The organism is Echinicola shivajiensis, from assembly GCF_018642165.1.
Classification (GTDB): Bacteria; Bacteroidota; Bacteroidia; order Cytophagales; family Cyclobacteriaceae; genus Echinicola; species Echinicola shivajiensis.
Map to the genome: position 1 here is coordinate 937865 of NZ_JAHHZM010000001.1, position 22409 is coordinate 960273.

Here is a 22409-nt window from a genome sequence, read left to right on the forward strand (position 1 = left end):
TAATTATTTCAAAATTTGCTCAGCCAACCAGTCACCTACTTCTGAAGTCTTATAAGTTTTACCTCCCTCAGCGATATCTTCTGTAACAACTCCCTCTGCAAGAGAAAGATTAACTACATCAGAAATGGCCTTGGCTTCTTCCTGAAGATCAAAAGCATATTCAAACATCATAGCAGCAGAAAGCACCGTTGCCAAAGGATTGGCAATATCCTTACCAGCTGCTTGAGGATAAGAACCGTGAATCGGTTCAAACAATTTCACATCAGTACCCAAAGATGCAGATGGCATCAAGCCCATAGATCCTGAAATCACACTTGCCTCATCGGTCAAAATATCTCCAAAAAGGTTTTCTGTGATTAATACATCATAAGCTTTAGGCCATTGGATCAATCTCATGGCTACTGCATCCACAAATTCATACTCAACCTTCACATCAGGATATTCCGCTTCTAGCTCCTGAACAGTTTCTCTCCACAATCTAGAGGTAGCCATTACGTTGGCCTTATCTACACAAGTCAATAATTTTCTTCTCTTCTGAGCAAACTCAAAGCCCATTCTGGCCAATCTTTCAACTTCCTCTTTGGAGTAAACATTGGTATCGAAAGCTTTGGTACCTTGCTCGTTTCTACCTCTTGGCTCACCAAAGTAAACTCCACCGGTCAATTCTCTCAAGAATACAAAGTCGGTTCCTTCGATACGATCTTTCTTCAATGGAGATTTATGAATCAATGAAGGGAAAGTGAAAGTAGGTCTTACATTAGAGAAAAGTCCCAATTTCTTTCTCATGGCCAATAAGCCTTGCTCAGGTCTTACTTTAGCCTTAGGATCATTATCATATTTTGGATCTCCAATAGCACCAAACAATACAGCATCTGCTTGCAAACAAACTTCATGCGTAGCGTCTGGATAAGGATTTCCGGTGGCATCAATGGCTGCCGCACCAACAACAGCTTCTTTAAAAGTAATAGTATGACCAAACTTCTGACCAACAGCTTTAACCACCTTTACTGCCTGATCGATCACTTCAGGGCCAATACCGTCACCCGGTAATAGCGCTAGATTCATTTCCATATAAATTCTTGTTTTCTGGTTTTCCTGTATTGATTTGTTCAATGATGTTAAGCATTTTTTCTGTGGCCATCATTGCCGCCACTGTTTGGTCACTGTCCAAGCCTTTGGTCTTAAAAATCCTTCCCAATTCCCATGTAATTACCGTCTCCACAAAGGCATCGGTTTTTCCTCCAGGAGGAATACTTACACTAAAATCGGTCAATTTAGGAAGTGGCTTATCCAATGATTGGTATATCTTATGAAGGGCTAACATAAAAGAGTCAAACTGCCCATTTCCTGAAGCATGAGCTTCATAAAATTTATCTTTGACCTTTAGTCTCAACTGTACAGTTGGCTTCAAGCCCTTAGAATGGGTCATATGATAACCTTCTATGCTGATATCCTTCTTGATGGAATTGTTCTGCAATACATCAGAAATAATATATGGCAGGTCTTCGGTCGTTACCCTTTCCTTTTGATCACCTAATTCGATGATCTTTTGGGTCACCTTGGTCAGCTCATCAGGCTCAAGGGAAATCCCCAATTCCATTAGATTTTTAAGGATATTGGCTTTTCCGGAGGTTTTACCTAGGGCATATTTCCTTGTGCGGCCAAATCTCTCAGGGAGAAGGTCGTTGAAATAAAGATTTTTCTTGTTATCTCCGTCGGCATGAATCCCCGCGGTTTGGGTGAATACATTTTCACCAACGACTGGTTTGTTAGAGGGAATATGAAGTCCAGAAAATTGCTCCACCAACTTACTTATGCGGTAGATCTTATTTTCCTTGACATTTAACTGAACGTCTGTAAAATCAGTGATACTGGCTACAATACTTTCCAATGGAGCGTTTCCTGCACGTTCTCCAAGACCATTTATGGTACTATGGATTCCTGAAATCCCATTATTGACTGCTTCCAAAACATTGGCTACAGAGAGATCATAATCATTATGGGCATGGAAATCAAAATGAACATCCGGATAAGCGCCTGTCACTTCCGAAACATACTGAGCCACTTCGGCTGGTTTCAAAAGCCCCAAGGTATCAGGGAGCATTATTCTACGGACACCTTGGCCAACCAAAAAATCGATTAATTCCAAAGTATAATCCTTACTGTTACGCATGCCACTGCTCCAGTCTTCCAGATAAACGTTTACCGAAATCCCTTTTTCTGCAGCATATGCAATACATCTGGCAATATCACTAAAGTGTTGCTCAGGTGTTTTCTTTAATTGGTAGGTTAGGTGATTGAGAGATCCTTTGGTAAGGAGATTGAGGACTTTGGCTCCTGCCTCAGTCAACCAATCCACTGAGGCTGGGGTATCCACAAAACCCAGCACCTCAACTTTGTCCAAGTATCCCTTTTCAGTAGCCCAATGCGTGATTTTCTTCACCCCTTCCAGTTCTCCCTCAGAAACCCTAGCGGATGCCACTTCAATCCTATCCACCTTCAGTTCCTCCAAAAGCAACTTGGCTATTTGGAGCTTCTCAGAAGGCAAAAAGGATACTCCCGAGGTCTGTTCGCCATCCCTCAGCGTGGTATCCATGATTTCTATTTTCTTATGAAGACGCATACTTTAATTTTAGTATTGAGTAGCTAGTATTTAGTAGCTAGAAGTCAATCGCTTCCTTGAACGAACATTCATGCCATGACACAGAGTCATGGCATGAATCAAACTTCCTGTCTCTACCTATTGTTGCTTACTTGATTCAAAAGCAACGATATCCTCTTTGATGTTCAATAGGTAATCGATATCATCAAAGCCATTTTTCATGTTTTCCTTCTTATAGGTATTGATATCAAATGATTCAGAAGTACCGGTACTTAATAAGGTGATTTTCTGCGCATCAATATCAACTTCTACTTCTGTTTTTGGATCCTTTTCTACTTCCGCAAAAATCTCTTCCAAAAACTCCGGACTTACCGTCACCGGAAGAATCCCTACATTCAATGAGTTGTTTTTGAAGATATCCGCAAAGAAGCTAGAAACCACACATCTGAAGCCATAATCATAGATGGCCCAAGCAGCATGCTCTCTACTTGATCCTGAACCGAAGTTTTTTCCTGCTACCAACACCTTACCAGCGTAAGTTGCGTCATTAAGCACGAAGTCCGCTTTAGGATTTCCTTCACTATCATATCTCCAATCCCTGAACAAGTTATCGCCGAAACCTGCTCTTTCAGTAGCTTTCAAGAACCTTGCAGGAATGATTTGATCCGTATCCACATTTTCAGTTGGCAATGGGACCACGGTGCTTTTTAATATATTAAACTTATCGTAAGCCATTTTTGATCGATTTTAAATGATTATACTTCGCGTGGATCGGTTACTTCACCAGTAATGGCTACTGCTGCCACAGTCAAAGGAGAAGCCAAAAGGGTTCTAGCTCCAGGCCCTTGACGACCTTCGAAGTTTCTGTTTGAAGTAGATACTGCATACTTTCCTGCTGGAATCTTGTCATCATTCATAGCAAGACACGCAGAGCAACCAGGTTGTCTCAGCTTAAATCCTGCTTCTTCCAAGATATCAACCAAGCCTTCTTTGATCGCCAGTTTCTCTACCTCTCTTGATCCAGGAACAATCCAAGCAGTGATATTATCCGCTTTCTTCTTGCCTTTCACAAACTCAGCTACTGCACGAATATCTTCGATACGACCGTTAGTACAGCTACCTACGAATACATAATCAATCTTTTTGCCTTTGATAGGCTCACCAGGCGCAAAACCCATATAGTCAAGCGACTTGATATAAGTCTTCTTGTTGCTTCCTTCCATGCCTTCAGTGGTAGGAATATTATCTTTGATCTTGATCCCCATTCCAGGGTTGGTACCATAAGTGATCATCGGCTCAATGTCCGCTGCATCATATTTGTACTCCAAGTCAAATTCTGCGCCTTCATCGGTTTTAAGGGTCTTCCAGTAAGCTACTGCTTTGTCCCAATCTTCACCTTTTGGTGCATGTTCTTTACCTTTTAGGTAATTAAATGTTGTTTCATCAGGAGCAATCAAACCACCACGAGCACCCATCTCGATACTCATATTACAGATGGTCATCCTTGCTTCCATGCTTAAGCTTTGGATTGCTGAGCCAGCATATTCAAGAAAATATCCAGTTCCACCACTGGCAGAGATTTTAGAGATGATGTAAAGAATGATATCCTTTGAAGTAACTCCCTTGTTCAGCTCACCATCAACAGTAATTCTCATGCGCTTAGGCTTAGACTGCATGATACATTGTGAAGCAAATACCATTTCAACCTCAGAGGTACCTATTCCGAAAGCAATTGCTCCGAAAGCCCCGTGGGTGGAAGTATGGCTATCTCCACATACAATCGTCATACCTGGCTGGGTAATCCCCAATTCTGGCCCGATAACGTGAACGATACCATGGTGGTCAGTACCTAGGTCATGAAGTTCAATCCCATATTTATTACAGTTTTCACGCAGCTTTTCTACCTGCATACGGGAAAGTTTGTCCTTAATGGTTTTGTCCTGATCTATTGTTGGTACATTGTGATCTGGTGTAGCTACTGTTCTTTCAGGGAAGAGTACTTTGTTTCCTCTTTTTTCAAGGTTTAGAAAGGCTACTGGGCTGGTTACTTCATGGATAAAGTGCTTATCTATGAAAAACACGTCTGGTCCGTCAGGGACTGACTTCACAACGTGCGCGTCCCATACTTTGTCAAATAATGTTTTCTTTTCCATCGCTTCTGTTGTCAATCGTCATAAAGTCCAGAAGGAATAGGAATCAGAGTTATCTCTTTCTCCTATTCCTCCCGAATTTTCTTTCAGGAAAGTTTCTCGTCTTATTTCAACACCTTATTGTATTCATATAATTCCCGAAGCTTTCCTTAAGTGTTATTAGTTGTTCTCTGGTCTCAACTTACGTACAGTAGCACCAGCTTGCCACATCTCAGATTCTCTCAACTCTTTCAATTCCTCTTCCAACTTCACTCTGTAGTCAGACTTACTGTTAGACTCGATAGATTTAGCAGCTTCCTTACCATCTTTAACGCTCTTGTAAAGATCTTCGAATACTGGCTTAGATGCATCTCTGAACGGCTTCCACCAATCCAAAGCACCTCTTTGTGCAGTAGTAGAACAGTTAGCATACATCCAGTCCATACCGTTCTCAGCTACCAATGGCATCAAACTCTGAGTCAATTCTTCAACAGTCTCGTTGAAAGCCTCAGAAGGAGAGTGACCATTCTCTCTCAATACTTCGTACTGAGCAGCGAAAATACCTTGGATAGCTCCCATCAAAGTACCTCTCTCACCTGTAAGGTCAGAAGTTACTTCTCTGTAGAAATCAGTTTCGAACAAGTATCCAGAACCTACTCCGATACCCAAAGCAATAACTCTTTCTCTAGCTTTACCAGTAGCGTCTTGGTAGATCGCGAAAGAAGAGTTCAATCCTCTACCTTCTACAAACATTCTTCTCAAAGAAGTACCAGAACCTTTAGGAGCAACCAAAATCACATCAACATCCTTTGGAGGGATGATACCAGTTTGGTCATTGTAAGTCACACCGAAACCGTGAGAGAAATACAATGCCTTACCTGGAGTAAGGTGTTTCTTTACAGTTGGCCAAAGAGCGATCTGACCTGCATCAGAAAGCAAGAACTGAAGAATAGTACCTTTTTCACAGGCTTCTTCCAATTCAAATAGTGTTTCACCAGGAACCCAACCATCAGCTACAGCCTTGTCCCAAGTTTTGGAACCTTTACGCTGGCCAACGATTACATTAAAACCATTATCTTTCAAGTTAAGTGCTTGACCTGGACCTTGTACACCGTAGCCCAATACAGCAATCACTTCGTCTTTAAGTACTTCTCTGGCTTTCTCAAGAGGAAATTCTTCTCTTGTTACTACATCTTCTTCAACTGTTCCGAATTTCAGTTTCATTGTTTCTAGTTTTAATTATTCAAATATTGTTCAATTGTTCCCATTGGTTTGGCCACGGCCACTCTGCCTGATCTGGCAAATTCAAGGATGTTGAAATCCTTCAAAATCTCCAGCAGTGCTTTAGTGTCCTCTTTATGGCCTGTCATTTCGATCACTACAAACTCCTTCTCTGCTGAAATGATCCTGGCATTGTACTGCCTGATGACTTTTTCCAAGCCTGGATCAAGACTGCTGATAGGAATTTTATAAAGAGCGATCTCTTGATAAACGACCTCATCATCCTTATAGTAAAAGGATTTGATGACATCAATTATTTTTTCGGTTTGCTTAACAATCTGAATGACCTGGTCCTCAGTTGTCGTTACCTCTATGGTGATTCTATGAACACCATCTTCCTTACTTTCTGAAGCAGTAAGGGCGTCTATATTCACTCCTCTTCTAGTGAAGATCAAAGTCACTCTATTAAGAATACCAATGAAATTCTCCGTAAAAAGGGATACTGTATATCGATTCATAAAATGTGGCTTAGCTTAATCTAACTTCTTCTACTGAACATCCTGTAGGGATCATTGGGAATACATTATCCTCTTTTTCCACCACTACTTCCAGGAAGTAAGGACCATCATGGATCATCATCTCTGCTACGGAATCCCTGAGATCATCTCTTTCAGTAACTTTAGAGGTTTTCATATTATAGGCTTCAGCAATCTTGATAAAATCGGGGTTATCCAATTCAGTAAATGAATAACGCTTATCGAAGAACAACTGTTGCCACTGTCTTACCATTCCTAGAAAGTTATTGTTCAACAACACCACTTTAACGGGGCTTTGTGTTTGCATAATGGTACCTAACTCCTGAATGGTCATTTGTATACCACCATCACCTACAACACAAACTACCTGACGGTTAAGGTCTGCCAATTGTGCACCCAAGGCTGCGGGCAAACTGAAACCCATCGTCCCTAAACCTCCAGAAGTCACCTGAGTTCTTGAAGTTTTATACTTGAAGTATCTCCAGGCAATCATTTGGTGCTGGCCTACATCCGTTACCAGAATGGCATCATCCTTTTTATAATCATTGATATAACGGATAACCTCTCCCATAGTCAAGCCTGATTTGGTAGGCAAAAGATCCAAAGAAACCACCGCACTCTTTTCCTTCTCCTCCAGCTTCCTAAACTCCTTCAACCATTCCTCATGGCTATTTTCATTAACCTTCTGGGTCAGCATTGGCAAGCTCTCCTTACAGTTACCCAAAATAGCTACTTCAGCCTTTACATTTTTATCGATCTCTGCATTATCAAGCTCTAAGTGAACCACTTTTGCTTGCTTGGCATATCGTTTCAAATCACCTGTTACACGGTCATCAAACCTCATCCCAATGGCAATCAATACATCACATTGATTGGTCAATAAATTAGGGGCGTAGTTTCCATGCATTCCTAACTTACCTACATATTGAGGATGGTCCTCACTTAAGGCTCCTGACCCCAATAATGTACAGGCAGCAGGAATACCGGTTTTATCCAAAAATGCCTTTAGCTCTTCTTCTGCTTTTCCAATAACAACCCCCTGCCCATAAAGCACATAAGGTTTTTTGGCCGAATTAATTACCTCAGCAGCTTTGGCCACTTGAGATTCCTTCACTTTTGGATATGGCCTGTAAGACCTGATACCCAAGCAAGGAACATAATTGAATTCACCCAAGTCATTTTGAGCATCCTTTGTAATGTCAATCAGTACTGGCCCTGGCCTGCCTGATCTTGCGATATGAAAACCTTTGGCTATAGCTGGAGCAATATCCTCAACTCTACGAACCTGGATATTCCATTTAGTCCCTGGCATTGAAAAACCCACTACATCAGTTTCCTGAAATGCATCTGTACCCAAAAGCGGTGAAGCAACCTGCCCTGTAATACAGACCAGAGGAGTACTATCAATCATGGCATCTGCTATACCTGTGATCAGGTTAGTAGCGCCTGGCCCTGAAGTAGCCATACAAACCCCGACTTTACCAGAGACTCGTGCATAGCCTTGTGCGGCATGGATAGCTCCCTGTTCATGTCTGGTCAGTACATGCTTGATTTGGTCCGCGTAATCATAAAGTGCATCATAAACTGGCATGATGGCACCCCCAGGATAACCGAAAATATACTCAGAATTTTCGGCCACCAAAGATTTGATTACGATCTCAGCTCCTCTGATTCTCGAATCTTTCATGTGTATTATAAATTATATTTGAGGTTTAAGTCTTATGTCGGTTGGTCTATTGTCTTACTATTTGTCAGTAACACAACCCTCAGACGCAGTAGACACCAATTGGACATATTTCTTTAACGTTCCTTGAAGATGACTTAAGTCTTTGTTCTTCCAAGTCTTTTTTCTTTCTGCTAATTCCTCATCGCTAAGGTCTACATTGATTTCCAATGTCTCAGCATCGATAGTGATCTTATCTCCGTCCTGGATCAAACCGATTGGACCACCCATATAAGCCTCTGGGGTAACGTGCCCTACTACGAATCCGTGAGTTCCTCCTGAGAACCTACCATCAGTGATCAATGCCACATCTGATCCAAGTCCACCTCCTATAATAATAGAAGTAGGCTTCAACATTTCTGGCATACCAGGTCCACCCTTAGGTCCAACGTAGCGAATCACCACTACATCTCCTTTTTGAACCTCTCTATTCTTCATGGCCTCATTGGCCTCTTCTTCACTATTATATACCCTCGCTGCTCCAGTGAAGGACTTACCTTCTTTACCAGAAATCTTAGCTACCGATCCTTCAGGTGCCAAGTTACCATGAAGCACACAAAGGTGACCAGTTTCCTTGATAGGATTGTCCAACGGGTGAATCACGCTTTCCTTAGAAACTTTTACCGGTTCCACATCAGCAAGGTTTTCCGCCAATGTTTTACCTGTAACAGTCATACAGTCTCCATGAAGCAACCCCTCATTTAAGAAGTATTTCAAGAATGCTGGAAGGCCACCCATATCATAAAGGTCTTCCATCATAAACTTACCACTTGGCTTAAAATCACCCAATACAGGAGTTTCAGCATTGATACGCTTGAAATCTTCAAGGTTAAAATCTACTCCAGCCGTCCTGGCAATCGCCAATATGTGCAACGCTGCATTGGTACTCCCCCCCAAGGCTACAGTTACTCGAACTGCATTTTCAAGACTCTTGCGGGTAATAATATCTTTAGGCTTGATATCTAAAGCCAAAAGTTGTTTGATATACTTTCCAATGTTCTCACATTCTTCACGCTTCTCTTTGGAAGTCGCTGGATTTGAAGAACTGTATGGTAAGGATAAGCCCATTGTTTCAATTGCTGAAGACATGGTATTGGCAGTGTACATACCTCCACAAGCACCAGCACCTGGACAGGCATTTTTGATCACACCCATATAATCTTCGCTTGAGATCTGCCCGTTGATTTTCTTACCATAGGCCTCAAATGCAGAAACAATATTTAATTTCTCACCTTTATAATTTCCCGAACGGATGGTTCCACCAAAAACCATTATACCGGGGCGATTGATGCGAAGCATTCCCATCACCACACCTGGCATGTTCTTATCACAACCAGGGATAGTCACAACACCATCAAAAGAGTGTCCAAGAATAAAAGATTCTATAGAGTCTGCTATCACCTCTCTTGAAGGAAGACTATACTTCATACCAGAAGTACCCATAGACTCACCATCAGAAATCCCTATAGTATTAAAAACAAAGCCTGAAAGTTTCTCTTTGTCTGTTGACTTTTTGATAACCTCAGCAAAACTATTGAGGTGCATATTACAAGGGTTACTTTCATAACCACAACTTGCTACACCTACAAAAGGCTGCTTCATTTTTTCATCACTGATACCTGTGGCATACAACATTGCCATTGCTGCTGGATTCTCCTCATTATCACTGATTTCCCAACTATATTTCTTTAAATCACTCATATTATACCTAATATTCTGTTATTACCTTTATAAAAAAAAGTGCCTCATGGGATGAGGCACTTTATTGCTTTATGGATGTTTTAACAATAGTTTAGCGCCTCACTTACAGTTGAAAATGAGAATGACGATAAGGTTAATGACGCTAACTATTCTGAACATGTTTATTAGTGTGTTTAGTGGTTTCTGTTCTTCACTTTTTATTATTGCTCTACAAAAGTAAAACCCTAAATTGAGACTTACAATATTTTATTTCTTTTTTTAAATTGAATCAAAAATTAAACTATTGCAAATCCGCTCAATCACAGGAATATGAAACACCTTATTTAGGTATTACCCTCTTTTATCTTTTATAAAAAAAACATTTATTCAATTTTCAGAATTTTCTTCTGATTTTTAATTTTCTTTAATTTATGTTAAAATTTTACCTACTCAACAGCCCACCAACCAATGTTTTGACAATTATTCAAGCATTCATTCAAAATTTATAAATAACATAAAGCAAAGGTTCCGAAATTTATACCCTGTTTTTGATAGATTTGCAAGATGAATCCTTTTGCATATTGATATGATACAATTCCCCAATGCCAAGGTCAATCTTGGCCTATACATTACAAAAAAAAGAAAAGATGGCTATCATGACATTGAAACCTGCATGATCCCCATTCCTCTATATGATGCCTTAGAAATTTCTACTGCTGAGAAGACCAGCTACACCAGCACAGGACTTACAATTCCGGGAAAAGAACAGGACAATATCATCCTCAAAGCGCTGAAATTACTTAGAAAGGACTTCAATGAACTACCTCATATCAAAATCCATCTTCATAAGGCCATTCCCATGGGAGCAGGACTTGGTGGTGGCTCTGCTGATGGTGCATTTGCCATCAAAATGATGAACAGCCTTTTTGACCTCCACTTGGAAGATTGGTTTCTGGAAGATTATGCAGCACAACTGGGAAGTGACTGCCCTCTCTTTATTGAAAATACTCCCAAGATCGCTACAGGTAGAGGGGAAATATTAGAACCTGTGAAACTTGATCTTGAAGGTTGCTGGATTGCCTTGGTCAACCCTCAAATTCACATTGGCACCAAAGAAGCCTATGCAAGTATACAACCAAAATCACCCGAATTTGATCTTAAGAAGACATTAGCAGACAGATCTCTTTGGCGTGAACAACTAAAAAATAATTTTGAGGCAAGTATATTCCCTAAACACCCTGCTATCGCCCAAATAAAAGAAAGTCTTTACAACCAAGGTGCGTTTTACGCTGCCATGTCGGGTTCTGGATCAACTGTATTTGGACTCTTCGAAAAAGAACCCGACCTAAGCGAATGGCCAGACAACTACTTCACATTTAGAGGGGAACTTAAATTTTAAGTCAAGGAATTTTATGCCCTAGGCTTGCCTTTAAGGCCAAACCAGGGGCATAATATATGGAACTACAACTACTTATTGAACCCTAAGTAATTGCTTGTTCTTTCTCCTTTTGTAAAAATAATTAAATACTGGATACATGCCTACCGATGCAAGAATGATCAGAGTTCCAAAATAAAACCCAGGAGTCATCTGCTCCTTTTCTCCAAAAATCAAAACTGCCAAAACAATACCATAAACTGGCTCCAAATTGACCGTTAAATTAATCACAAACACGCTCAGTCTTTTCATCAGTTCCACAGAAACGGAAAAAGCATATACTGTACATACACCACTCAATAAGAACAGCCAGAACCAATCACCCAAACTTGGATTCATCTGCAGAGAACCGTTTTCAGCAAAGTAATTAACATAAACCGGCATAAATAATACAGTAAAAACACATGCTCCCAGCATCTCGTAAAAAGTAATCAGATAAGGAGAATGTTTTTGGGTAAGCCTACCATTACTCACAGTAAAGCAGGCTCCTAGAAATGCTGATCCCACAGCCATCAAAAGCCCTTCCCAATACAGAAGTTCAAAGCTAAAAATAACATACAAGCCTCCAAGCACCATTATCCCCAAAACTACCTCATACCACTTTACTTTCACCTTATTGACCCAAGGCTCAATAAAAGCAGTCCAAAGTGAGCAGGTTGCCATGCCAGCAAGACAAACAGAAGCAGTGGAAATTCTGGCCGCTCCGAAGAACAATATCCAATGCATTCCAATCAAACCTCCTGTCCCTACCACTTTGGCCAATTCATTTAAAGGAAGCTTGATATGCCTCTTCCGGAAAGCAAAAACCACTCCCAGTATGGCCGTAGCCATTAAAGTCCTGTAAAAGACAATTTCAACTGCAGGTATACTGATCAGCAAGCCCAAAATAGCTGTAAAACCCCAAATCAAAACAATGAAATGAAGCATTACATAATCCTTGACGCTTCCGGCTTTCATATAATTTATCTAGGAACTGTCTTATACATTACCATTCCTGTTGCTGCGAAAATAATATTAGGCAACCACACTGCAAACAAGGGATAGGAAGTCCCCGCCTCTGCAAAGGTCCTTGAAAGCAAAAACAAGATGATATAAATAAAGGCCAATAAGAAACCCAAAGCGATCTTAAAGCCCGAGCCTCCCCTGGTCTTTTTGGAGGAAACTATTACTCCTATAAATGTTAGAATAATGGCCGCAAAAGGAGACATAAACCGCACATAGCGCTCTATCTTATAAAAGCTCACATTATCTGCCCCACGATCCTCCAAAACCTTAATTTGCTTACTGAGTTCAGGAAGTATCAGGGTTTCATGATGATTTGGCGGAAGATCAAAATCATCCGGAGATATGGAAAGTACTGTATCCATTTTTTCTCCCACAGTATATTTTTCTCCCATCTCCTGAAGCTCCCTGAGCTTCCAGTTTCTTACCTCCCAGGCATTGGCTGTTGTATCCCACACAATCCTATCCGCTGAAAGTTTCGACAAAAGCTGTCCATCCTTGATATGCTCCAAAGTAAAGGCATAGCCGGTTTTTGGCCCGGTATAATACCTAGAAATATAGGCATACACATCAGGAGCTACTTTGACATGTAAATTTTGATAATTATACTGGCTATCGTCTTTTAGATACTCCCTTTTAAATTCATAAACCCCTTCTGTAGCCCCTGGCAAAACCCAGCCATTCAAAAGAAAACTGGCAACAGCAATCAAGGAAGCTCCCATTAAAAAAGGAACTAACATCCTCATAAAGCTCACCCCACTGCTCAATATTGCTACGATCTCCGTTCTTCCTGCCATTCTGGAAGTAATGAAAATCACAGAAATAAAGACCGTAATGGGGGTAAGCAAGTTATTCAAATAAAGGCCATAATTAAACAGGTACTCTAGGATCTCAGAAGTAGGAACTTCATTACGGATAAACGCATCATTTTTCTCGGTAAAATCCAATACCAAGACAATCATGATCAACATCAAAACCACAAAAAAGTAGGTTTTGAGAAAATCTTTAATAATAAGTTTATCCAGTAATTTCATTATAATCTCCTGCTGACTTTTTTAACCATCATATCTTTCCAAGTAGAAAACTCCCCTGACTTGATCTTTTCACGAGCTTCTCCTACCAACCAAAGGTAAAAACTCAAATTATGAATACTGGCAATTTGAGCAGCTAAAATTTCCTTACTTATGGTCAGGTGCCTCAAATAAGCCTTGGAATAAAAGTTACTTACATAACTATTGATATTAGGATCAATAGGAGAAAAATCATCCTTCCACTTTTCATTCCTCATGTTCATGATCCCTTCAGAAGTAAATAACATCCCGTTCCTTGCATTCCTTGTTGGCATCACACAGTCAAACATGTCCACTCCCAAAGCTATGCACTCCAAAATATTGGCAGGAGTACCTACCCCCATCAAGTACCTTGGCTTGTCCTTAGGCAAAATATCCGTCACCAACTCAGTCATTTCATACATCATCTCAGCCGGTTCGCCTACAGAAAGTCCGCCAATTGCATTTCCATCCCTCTCACAGGAAGCTATAAATTCTGCGGATTGCTTTCTCAGGTCCTTATAGACACTCCCTTGCACAATAGGGAATAAGGTCTGGTTGTACCCGTATTTACCTTCGGTACTATCCACTTGTTCAATGCAACGTTTCAGCCATCGGTGGGTCATATCCATGGATTCACGCGCATAACCATATTCGCAAGGATAAGGCGTACATTCATCAAAAGCCATAATAATATCCGCTCCAATGGACCTCTGAATATCCATCACGTTTTCAGGCGTAAACTTATGCTTGGAACCATCTATATGGGACTTGAACAACACCCCTTTTTCTGTAATCTTCCTTGTACCTGCCAAAGAAAATACCTGATATCCTCCACTATCTGTAAGAATAGGCTTGCTCCAACCATTGAATTTATGCAGACCACCGGCCTTTTCCAAAATATCCAAACCAGGTCGTAAATAAAGATGATAGGTATTTCCCAATATGATCTGGGCCTTGATATCATAGGTCAGCTCCCTTTGATGAACTGCCTTTACTGAACCCGCTGTTCCCACAGGCATAAATATAGGTGTCTGTATATCCCCGTGATCTGTCTTCACAACACCTGCCCGGGCTTTACTCTTTTCGTCTTTATTTTCGAGAATGAATTTCATTTATTTTTCTTTTCAAACACGATCAAAACGACCATGTTATGATTTAGTTATCAAATCAAGCACAAAAATATAAGCTTATCCTTAAAAGAGTTGCTGTTTTTGATTTTATCTTTACGCTGTAACTAAACAACGCATGATCGTCAATTTTCTGTGGCTCATTTTAGGGGCAGCAACATTAATTCAATTAATTTATTTAATTTTTATATACGGCAGGTTAAGTTTCTTTTACCGGGAAAAGGCCAATCCTGACCTAAATCAAAACCAAGAAGGTGTGAGCATTATCATAGCTGCTCGAAATGAGGAACAAAACCTAAAAAAGCTTATCCCAGAGCTTTTCAAACAAAATTACCCCTTATATGAAGTTTTGGTAGTCAATGACCGCTCAAATGATGATTCAAGGTTCTTGCTAGAAAGGATGATGTCTGATTACCCGCAGCTTAGAACAGTTACTGTCAATTATACTCCTGACCATGTCACTCCGAAGAAATATGCGCTCACGCTGGGCATAAAAGTGGCCAAATATGATGTGCTTTTGCTTACGGACGCTGATTGTTGCCCAGTATCTGAAAACTGGATCAGAAGGATGACCCACCCGATCCGTAACGAAAACAAAATCTTTGCCTTAGGCTATGGAGGCTATGAAAAAGCCAAGGGGTTTCTGAACGCACTTATCCAATACGAAACATGGTTTACCGCTATCCAATATTTCTCTTTTGCTCTTTGGAAAGCACCATTTATGGGCGTAGGAAGAAACTTGGCATATCGCAAGCAATTTTTCATGGATAAAAAGGCGTTCAAAGATTTGTGGAAGATCCTCGGCGGAGATGATGACCTCTATATAAATAAATACGCCGGAAGAAAAAACACTTCAGTAGTTATACACCCTGATAGTATTACACGTTCTATTCCAAAGAAAACTTTCAAGGAGTATTATATTCAGAAAAAGAGACATTTTCAAACCGGAAAATATTATAAGACCACTGATAAAGCCAAAATAGGTATTTATGCGATTAGTCATTTGTTTTTTTGGACTGCAGCAATAGCTTTGTTGGGTATTGTTCGGCAATGGGAACCAATTGCCATAATTATTAGTATTATAGTTATAAGGGCAATACTCCAGTTTTCCACTATTAACGGTGCAATAAGGAAAATAGAAGGACATCAAAAAGTGTTCTGGACGATGTTTTTCGATTTAATGTATTTAAGTTATTTTTGGATTATTGGGGCAAAAGGTTACCTATCAAAAACAGTTAGATGGAAATAAACGAAAGAGGGTTCTCAGACAAGGCGCTAGAAGATTTTGACTTAATTGACAAAGCAGTAGATCAAAAAGACCAGCAAGCATATGCAACTTTAATGAAACGGTATAAGAAGGCCGTCTACTTCATGATCCTAAAAATGATCCGTGATGCAGATGATGCTGAAGACCTGACCATGGAAGCCTTTGCCAAAGCGTTCCGTAACCTGCATAAATTCAAAAAGGATTATACTTTTAGTACCTGGCTTTTTAGGATCGCCACCAATAACACCATTGATTTTATCCGTAAGAAAAAACTCAAGACCATGAGTTTGAACAATACCCTTACTGATGACGGTGGAAATTCTGTCAATATAGATGTGGAAGATGATGACAATAACCCTCAAGATGAATTCATCAAAAGCCAAAGAATTGAGATGGTAAGGATTTTTGTGGACAAGCTTCCTGCTAAATATAGAAAACTGGTAAAACTGAGGTATTTCGATGAGCTTTCCTATGATGAAATTGCCCAAGAACTGGACAAACCTCTTGGTACTGTAAAAGCCCAGTTGCACCGGTCAAGGGAATTACTCTATGAAATTGCCCAAGGGAAGGACAAGCATATTTAGAGGCTAGACCTTAGATTTAAGACATAAGACGCTAGATAAAAGACAAAAGGCTGGTCTGGATTCACAATCCAGACCAGCCTTTTCTATTACCTCTCTTGACTTAACCTTCCTGTCCATCCTTTTATCAGCTATTGCATGAAGCAATATTATCAACATTAGCATGAAAGCCTTATCTTTGCCTGATTCTAAGAGCAAATAACAAACAAAGGCTATGAACCAGGAATTAGACCTGATTTTAAAATATTTCCCTGATCTATCAGACAAACAAAAAGAGCAGTTTAGTGCGCTAGGAGACCTTTACCGGGATTGGAACCAAAAAATCAATGTAATCAGCAGGAAGGACATGGATGCTTTTTATATCCACCATGTACTCCACTCTCTGGGCATTGCTAAGGTCATGAATTTCGAACCAGGCACTTGGGTGCTGGACATTGGAACTGGAGGAGGTTTTCCAGGTATTCCATTGGCCATACTCTTTCCTGAAACCAACTTCCATTTGGTGGATTCCATAGGTAAAAAAATCACAGTCGTTAAGGATATTGCAAAGAGTCTAAAACTAAGTAATGTAGAGGCCCAGCAGGTCCGCGCCGAATCACTGCAAAGAAAATATGATTTTATTGTCAGCCGCGCGGTAACCAGAATGGCCAATTTCTACCCCTGGGTAAAAGGGAAGTTTAAAAAAGAAGACTTCAATGAATTCCAAAATGGCATTCTCTACCTCAAAGGTGGAGAGGTAGATGAGGAAATGGAAGAACTAGATATCTCTTATGTCACCTATCACTTGGATGACTATTTCAAAGAAGACTTCTTTGAAACCAAAAAGGTAATTTATGTGCCATTTGAAGGGAAAAGATAATAAACCATTACCCTGCCCATAAAACCTGATTTTGTGGGCAGTTACATTTTTTTCATAAAATCAATCTTTTTTTTACCCTAATTATCGACTTTTAGTATAAAAAATGCCAAAATTGTGTTTTTCGACTTTTCTTTTTTTACTATCTTCAAAACTATTCCAGAATAGCCGCTCACTTTTTATACCATTCAACTATTGATTATGAATAAAACACATCATTACGGTACCGGACTCATCGGTAACTGTGCTTACATCGCCCACATTGAAAAAAACACCAATATCAGTTGGTTGTGCTTTCCAAGGTTTGACAGTGATTTTATATTTGGCAGCATGCTGGATAAGGAAAAAGGAGGTGAATTCAATATTCTTCCGGAAAACAGTAGTTTTTCTTCCGAACAAGAATATTTGGAAAACACTAATATCCTAAGAACCACTATCAATCTCGACAATGGTGAAGAAGCCTATTCGGTAACAGACTTTGCCCCTAGGTTCCACAATTTTGACCGGTACCATAAACCATTGATGGTCGTGAGAAAAGTGGTGCCTATCAAAGGGGAACCCAAAATCAAAATCAACTGTAAACCCGTAACCAACAGAGGCGAGAAAGCATTAAAACCTTCCATGAGCAGCAACCATATTGAATATCTTGGTGCAGAACAGGAAGTAAGGCTTACGGCCAATTGTTCTGTAAACTATATTATTGAAGATATGGCATTTAGGTTGCAGAGACCTATATACCTGTTTTTCACCTATGGACAACCCTTGGAAGCCCCAGTTGAAAGTACCGCTGAAAGATTCCTCCAGGCTACTACCCAATATTGGAGAGAATGGATCAAGTCCACCAGTATTCCCCACTTTTATCAGAAACTGGTAGTTCGCTCGGCACTGGCTTTAAAGATTCACCAGTTTGAGGACACAGGAGCGATCATCGCTGCCTCCACTACAAGTTTACCCGAATCACCAGGCTCTACCCGAAATTGGGATTATAGATACTGCTGGATCAGAGATAGCTATTACACTTTGAATGTATTTAATTCCCTAGGTCATTTCCAAGAGCTAGAGCGCTATTTTGAATTCATTCAAAATCTTCCTACCAATGCCAATGGCAGGTACCAACCTCTCTATTCCATCACTGGATCTGCCCTATTGGAAGAAGAACTGAGTAACCTGTCAGGTTATTTGGGCAATCAGCCCGTGCGATTTGGAAACCAGGCCTATACCCATATCCAAAACGACCTTTACGGTCAGGTATTGGTAAGCTTATTGCCGCTTTATGCGGATAAAAGATTCATTGAATCAGAAAAAAGTCACTCAGCTCCCTTCATCTATAATCTCTTGGATAAAATAGAGGAAACCATGAATGAAAAGGATGCTGGCCTATGGGAATTCAGAAACCTGGCTCAGGAACATTGTTATACCTTTATCTTCCATTGGGCCGGAAGCTGTGCAGCAATCAAAATTGCCGATAGAATGGGCGATGATAAAATGAGGGCCAAGGCAGAAGATTTACGCCTAAAATCCATAGAAAAAATCGAAGCCTGCTATGTACCTGAAATGAAAGCCTATTCGCAGGCTATTGGCACCAAAAACATGGATGCCAGCACCTTACAGTTGATCACCATGGGGTATTTTGGCAGTGACATCGAAAGAGCCAACAATCACCTTAAGATGCTTGAAAAGGACCTACTTGCTAAGGATTACCTCTTCTACAGATATAAGCATATGGATGACTTTGGTGTACCTGAGACTACCTTCCTTATTTGTGCATTCTGGTATATTGAAGCACTGGCATGTGTCAACAGGCTGGATGAGGCTGTTGAAGGTTTCGAAACACTGACCAAATACTGTAATCACCTTCAGCTGTTCTCTGAAGATGTAGACCATAAGACAGGCTCGCAATGGGGCAATTTCCCTCAAGCATATAGCCATGTAGGCCTGATGAATGCAGCCTACAGGATTGGCCAAAAGCTGGACAGACCAAACTTCTTATAAGCAAAAAACTCCGCTGAAATTATCAGCGGAGTTTTTTATTGTTTTATAAAACAAGCTCATTAGTAAAGCAAATAACATGACCTGACTTTTTTGAAATAGGCCAATCCCTCTGACCACTGCTGAATAATGGACGCAGGATTTTCTCCATTTAATATTCCCTCTCTAACTGAAGGGGTTTTCATCAAACGATCCATCCTAGCAGCTTTCCACTCCAGTTTTTCTGGGTACAATTCATACAAAGCCTTCATCATATAAACACCTGCTTGGGCAGAAGCAAAATCATCTCTATTGGTGACCTTTATAAAAGCACTTTCGCATTGCTCTCCCAAAAACTTCGGCGGGTAAATTTTAATTCCATCCACTACTTCTTCTGGAGTAAATTGACTCGGAATGAATTCTACCCCCTCCAATTGGTAACCGTTCAACTTGTCTGCCAAGGCTTTTCCATCTACCCAAGTTGCCCCAATATGCTCAAAAGGGTGCAAAGTCCCTCTAGCCTCTGACATATTAGTTCCTTCCAATAAACAGGTCATGGGATAAAGAGCTGCAGTAGTTAAAGTCAACATATTTGGAGAGGGCTTGATCCAAGGTAGACCGGCTTCATCATACCATTTATTCCGATCATAATGTTCCATTTTCACTACGGTCAAATCAGCCTTTTTCAACCCCTTCTTTGACCTTTCTTCATTAAACATATTAACCAACTCCCCAACGGTCATACCATGAACTACTGGCAACTGGTCAACACCTACAACAGGTTCCTTTTGGAGTTCCCCAACTGGGCCATCCACATAAACACCTCCTATCGCATTCGGTCTATCCAAGACCAAATATGGAATATCATTTTCAGCAGCAGCTTCCAGTACATGGTTCATGGTGGCGATATAGGTATAGAAACGGGCGCCAATATCCTGGATATCAAAAATAATTACCTCAATCCCTTCCAGCATCTCAGCACTGGGCTTTCGTACTTTTCCATATAATGATATTACCGGCAGACCTGTACCACTATCCGCACCATCGGACACATGATTATCTTCCTCTCCACGAATCCCATGTTCAGGGCCAAAAAGTAAGGTCAAATCAACCTTTTTATTTTCATATAGCACATCTACCAAATGTCTTCCATCAGGCAATAAACCAGTATGATTGGTAACCAATGCTACTTTCTTTCCCTCTATCATGGAAAAATAATCTGGCTCAAAAAGCCTTTCCGCACCTATAACTACTCTTGTTAGTGTTTCTTCCTTCAATTGACCTTTCTCTTCCTTAGCCTTATTATCACAGGAATATCCGACTATCCCAACCAGACATATTATTGCAATCCTTATAATTCTATGTTTTCCTATCATTATGTTTTATTCTTAAAATTCTAAAAACTCGATTTTTCCATCCATAGTGGCTACAACCAAAGAATGTGCATCCACTACACTGACTGTATTGGCCATGGAATTATCCACCTTATGCGCCCAATTGACTTCCCTTTTATTGGGATCAATACTATACACCGTGCTGTTTTTGGTACCAAAGAAAACCGCTCCATCTTTTTCGATCAACATCGATGGGACATGCTCATACCCAAAGCCACAATCCAGTTGCCAGGCTAGAGACGCTTTTTCCTTACCTGTTTTAAATGCTACAATTTCATCATTCATGGTCTTTCCATAGACCCAATTTCCATCTTCAGAAATCCCAATTGATTCTCTGACAGTTGCCTCATTGCTGCGCCAAAACAGCTCCCCACTCTCTGCATTCAGAGCAGTGATATAACGATCAGGAGCTACAATATAGACAACACCATCATGGGCAACTGGAATGCAACTAGCGGCAGAATACATTCTATTTGGGGAGCCATTAGACCATTTCCAACTTAGGCCTCCATCTTTCTGGTCCAAGGCATAGAAATATTTATCCCAAGCGCCAAAATAAACCTTTCCATTATACACCAAGGCCTTACTTACTACTGGGCCTCCTAGCCCCTCATAAGCCCAAATCTCTTTTCCATCTTTGGCATTCAAAGCCCGGAATTGACCATCGCTGCCTCCTATATAAACCACACCGTTTTCAATGGCTGGAGAACCTAAGACCGAGGCCCCTGTTTTTGTTTTCCATATCACCTTACCATTTTTCAGACTCAAGGCATAGACAAAACCATCCCCAGACCCAAACACGAGCTGTTTCTTATGTATTGAAGGTGAAGAAAATATTCCTCCCCCCGTTTGAAAGCTCCACTTCAGCTCACCAGTTACCCTGGAAAGGGCTTCTACCTTTCCCAAGCTATTCCCATAAACTACCAAATCATCAGTTACCAATGGAGTTGAAATCACATTGGCATCGCTATGATAGCTCCACCTTTTATTTACTTCCGGATAGTCTTCATTAATACTGAAATCCGGCCTTTCAAAACTATTATCCTCAACCCCCCTATTTCCCAATGCTACTTTCCTCCAAGGCTCCATGGTTGTTTGGCCAGGGGTTCTCTCAGAGAAATAAGCTGTATCCTCATTGATTTCCACTATATTGTAGCCTCCAACCTCGTCTTTGGCTCGAAGATTTGACCTTCCCATGACACCAGGAATTCCTTCAAAGTCATAGTTTTTGTTGCGATGTCCATGGCCACAAATGGAAAATTGGGTATTATATCGCTTTAACCTATCTGTCAGTTCAAACCAATTGTCCAAGCTATTATCCAGAGGATAATGGTTCACATTGATAATCCGCTGATCTTTTGGAGTGGCCGCCAAAACAGAATCCATCCAAACTACCGCATCCCTGGGAATATGTCCATCAGACATCCTCACATAAGGACCAGAAGCGGTTCCGATAAACTTGTATCCCTTATGTTCAAAAGCAAACTTATCATAGCCAAATTCCCTGATAAAACTTACTCCTCCTGATTCGGACCAACCAGTGTCGTGATTTCCAGGAATAATAAAAAATGGTACTTTCAGTTGACTGATAATATCATAGGCCATTTTAATCTCGGAATCTGTACCCATTTCAGTGATATCCCCGGTGAGCAGCACAAAATCAATTCCCTCCAAGCTGTTAATATCCTCAACAGTCAATCTCAAATCCTCACTTGGAATAGGATTGGCATCATTGATATGTGTATCTGTAACAAAGGCAAACTTGAAGTTTTGGGCATATACTACCCCTATCTGCATTGCAAGGAGCAATGCCAGTAACTTTTTCATGATTTAGGA

General features: G+C 40.5%; 18 protein-coding genes. 5 read left to right on the forward strand and 13 right to left on the reverse strand.

Features of this window, described 5'->3' with window-relative positions; translation table 11 throughout:
• Positions 1–3: 3 nt before the first annotated feature.
• The 8 genes from leuB to ilvD form a co-directional block, all read right to left on the reverse strand.
• On the reverse strand, positions 4–1071 hold the full coding sequence (gene leuB / locus KMW37_RS03640; protein WP_215223217.1) for a 3-isopropylmalate dehydrogenase: 1068 nt from the start codon (positions 1069–1071) through the stop codon (positions 4–6).
• A complete protein-coding gene (locus tag KMW37_RS03645) occupies positions 1040–2623 on the reverse strand; it encodes an alpha-isopropylmalate synthase regulatory domain-containing protein (protein WP_215223218.1) in 1584 nt (527 codons plus the stop codon). Before KMW37_RS03645 ends, leuB begins: the two co-directional genes overlap by 32 nt.
• A gap of 117 nt (positions 2624–2740) precedes the next feature.
• A complete protein-coding gene (gene leuD, locus KMW37_RS03650; RefSeq protein WP_215223219.1) occupies positions 2741–3337 on the reverse strand; it encodes a 3-isopropylmalate dehydratase small subunit in 597 nt (198 codons plus the stop codon).
• A gap of 20 nt (positions 3338–3357) precedes the next feature.
• Entirely contained in the window at positions 3358–4755 is a 1398-nt protein-coding gene (leuC, locus tag KMW37_RS03655) for a 3-isopropylmalate dehydratase large subunit (protein WP_215223220.1), read from the reverse strand.
• 156 nt (positions 4756–4911) lie between these two features.
• Complete coding sequence (gene ilvC, locus KMW37_RS03660; protein WP_215223221.1) at positions 4912–5955, reverse strand: ketol-acid reductoisomerase; 1044 nt, start codon at positions 5953–5955, stop codon at positions 4912–4914.
• Positions 5956–5966: 11 nt separating this feature from the next.
• Entirely contained in the window at positions 5967–6470 is a 504-nt protein-coding gene (ilvN, locus tag KMW37_RS03665) for an acetolactate synthase small subunit (protein ID WP_015265869.1), read from the reverse strand.
• Positions 6471–6480: 10 nt separating this feature from the next.
• Positions 6481–8175 carry a biosynthetic-type acetolactate synthase large subunit gene (gene ilvB / locus KMW37_RS03670; protein ID WP_215223222.1) on the reverse strand — a complete coding sequence of 565 codons (1695 nt, stop codon included), beginning with the start codon at positions 8173–8175 and terminating at the stop codon, positions 6481–6483.
• 57 nt (positions 8176–8232) lie between these two features.
• Positions 8233–9912: a dihydroxy-acid dehydratase gene (gene ilvD, locus KMW37_RS03675; protein WP_215223223.1), complete on the reverse strand. Its 1680-nt coding sequence runs from the start codon at positions 9910–9912 to the stop codon at positions 8233–8235.
• A gap of 565 nt (positions 9913–10477) precedes the next feature.
• On the opposite strand from ilvD, the gene ispE reads away from it, so the two are divergent.
• A complete protein-coding gene (gene ispE / locus KMW37_RS03680; protein WP_215223224.1) occupies positions 10478–11290 on the forward strand; it encodes a 4-(cytidine 5'-diphospho)-2-C-methyl-D-erythritol kinase in 813 nt (270 codons plus the stop codon).
• 72 nt (positions 11291–11362) lie between these two features.
• On the opposite strand, the gene KMW37_RS03685 is transcribed toward ispE, so the two are convergent.
• The 3 genes from KMW37_RS03685 to tgt are packed head-to-tail and all read right to left on the reverse strand — an operon-like array spanning position 11363 to position 14492.
• Positions 11363–12283 (reverse strand): DMT family transporter, encoded by a 921-nt coding sequence (locus KMW37_RS03685; RefSeq protein WP_215223225.1) that lies wholly within the window; start codon positions 12281–12283, stop codon positions 11363–11365.
• Between the two features lie 5 nt (positions 12284–12288).
• Positions 12289–13362, reverse strand: coding sequence for an LptF/LptG family permease (locus tag KMW37_RS03690; RefSeq protein ID WP_215223226.1), 1074 nt, complete (start codon positions 13360–13362; stop codon positions 12289–12291).
• Positions 13362–14492 carry a tRNA guanosine(34) transglycosylase Tgt gene (gene tgt / locus KMW37_RS03695; protein ID WP_215223227.1) on the reverse strand — a complete coding sequence of 377 codons (1131 nt, stop codon included), beginning with the start codon at positions 14490–14492 and terminating at the stop codon, positions 13362–13364. The genes KMW37_RS03690 and tgt overlap by 1 nt, the downstream gene beginning before the upstream one ends.
• Positions 14493–14625: 133 nt before the next feature.
• Between tgt and KMW37_RS03700 the strand changes: the two genes are divergently transcribed.
• The 4 genes from KMW37_RS03700 (at position 14626) to KMW37_RS03715 (ending at position 19203) form a co-directional block, all read left to right on the forward strand.
• Entirely contained in the window at positions 14626–15756 is a 1131-nt protein-coding gene (locus KMW37_RS03700) for a glycosyltransferase (protein WP_215223228.1), read from the forward strand.
• Positions 15747–16358: an RNA polymerase sigma factor gene (locus KMW37_RS03705; protein WP_186757544.1), complete on the forward strand. Its 612-nt coding sequence runs from the start codon at positions 15747–15749 to the stop codon at positions 16356–16358. Before KMW37_RS03700 ends, KMW37_RS03705 begins: the two co-directional genes overlap by 10 nt.
• 211 nt (positions 16359–16569) lie before the next feature.
• Positions 16570–17214, forward strand: a complete 645-nt coding sequence (gene rsmG / locus KMW37_RS03710; protein WP_215223229.1) for a 16S rRNA (guanine(527)-N(7))-methyltransferase RsmG — start codon at positions 16570–16572, stop codon at positions 17212–17214.
• A 198-nt stretch (positions 17215–17412) separates the two neighbouring features.
• The gene (locus tag KMW37_RS03715; RefSeq protein ID WP_215223230.1) at positions 17413–19203 is read left to right on the forward strand and encodes a glycoside hydrolase family 15 protein; all 1791 of its coding nucleotides are present in this window, start codon (positions 17413–17415) and stop codon (positions 19201–19203) included.
• Positions 19204–19262: 59 nt separating this feature from the next.
• Here the strand turns inward: KMW37_RS03715 and KMW37_RS03720 are convergent, their stop codons facing one another.
• Together KMW37_RS03720 and KMW37_RS03725 are read right to left on the reverse strand one after the other, a co-directional pair.
• Entirely contained in the window at positions 19263–20555 is a 1293-nt protein-coding gene (locus tag KMW37_RS03720; RefSeq protein WP_215223231.1) for an exo-beta-N-acetylmuramidase NamZ family protein, read from the reverse strand.
• 12 nt (positions 20556–20567) lie between these two features.
• Complete coding sequence (locus KMW37_RS03725; protein WP_215223232.1) at positions 20568–22400, reverse strand: outer membrane protein assembly factor BamB family protein; 1833 nt, start codon at positions 22398–22400, stop codon at positions 20568–20570.
• Positions 22401–22409: the final 9 nt, after the last annotated feature.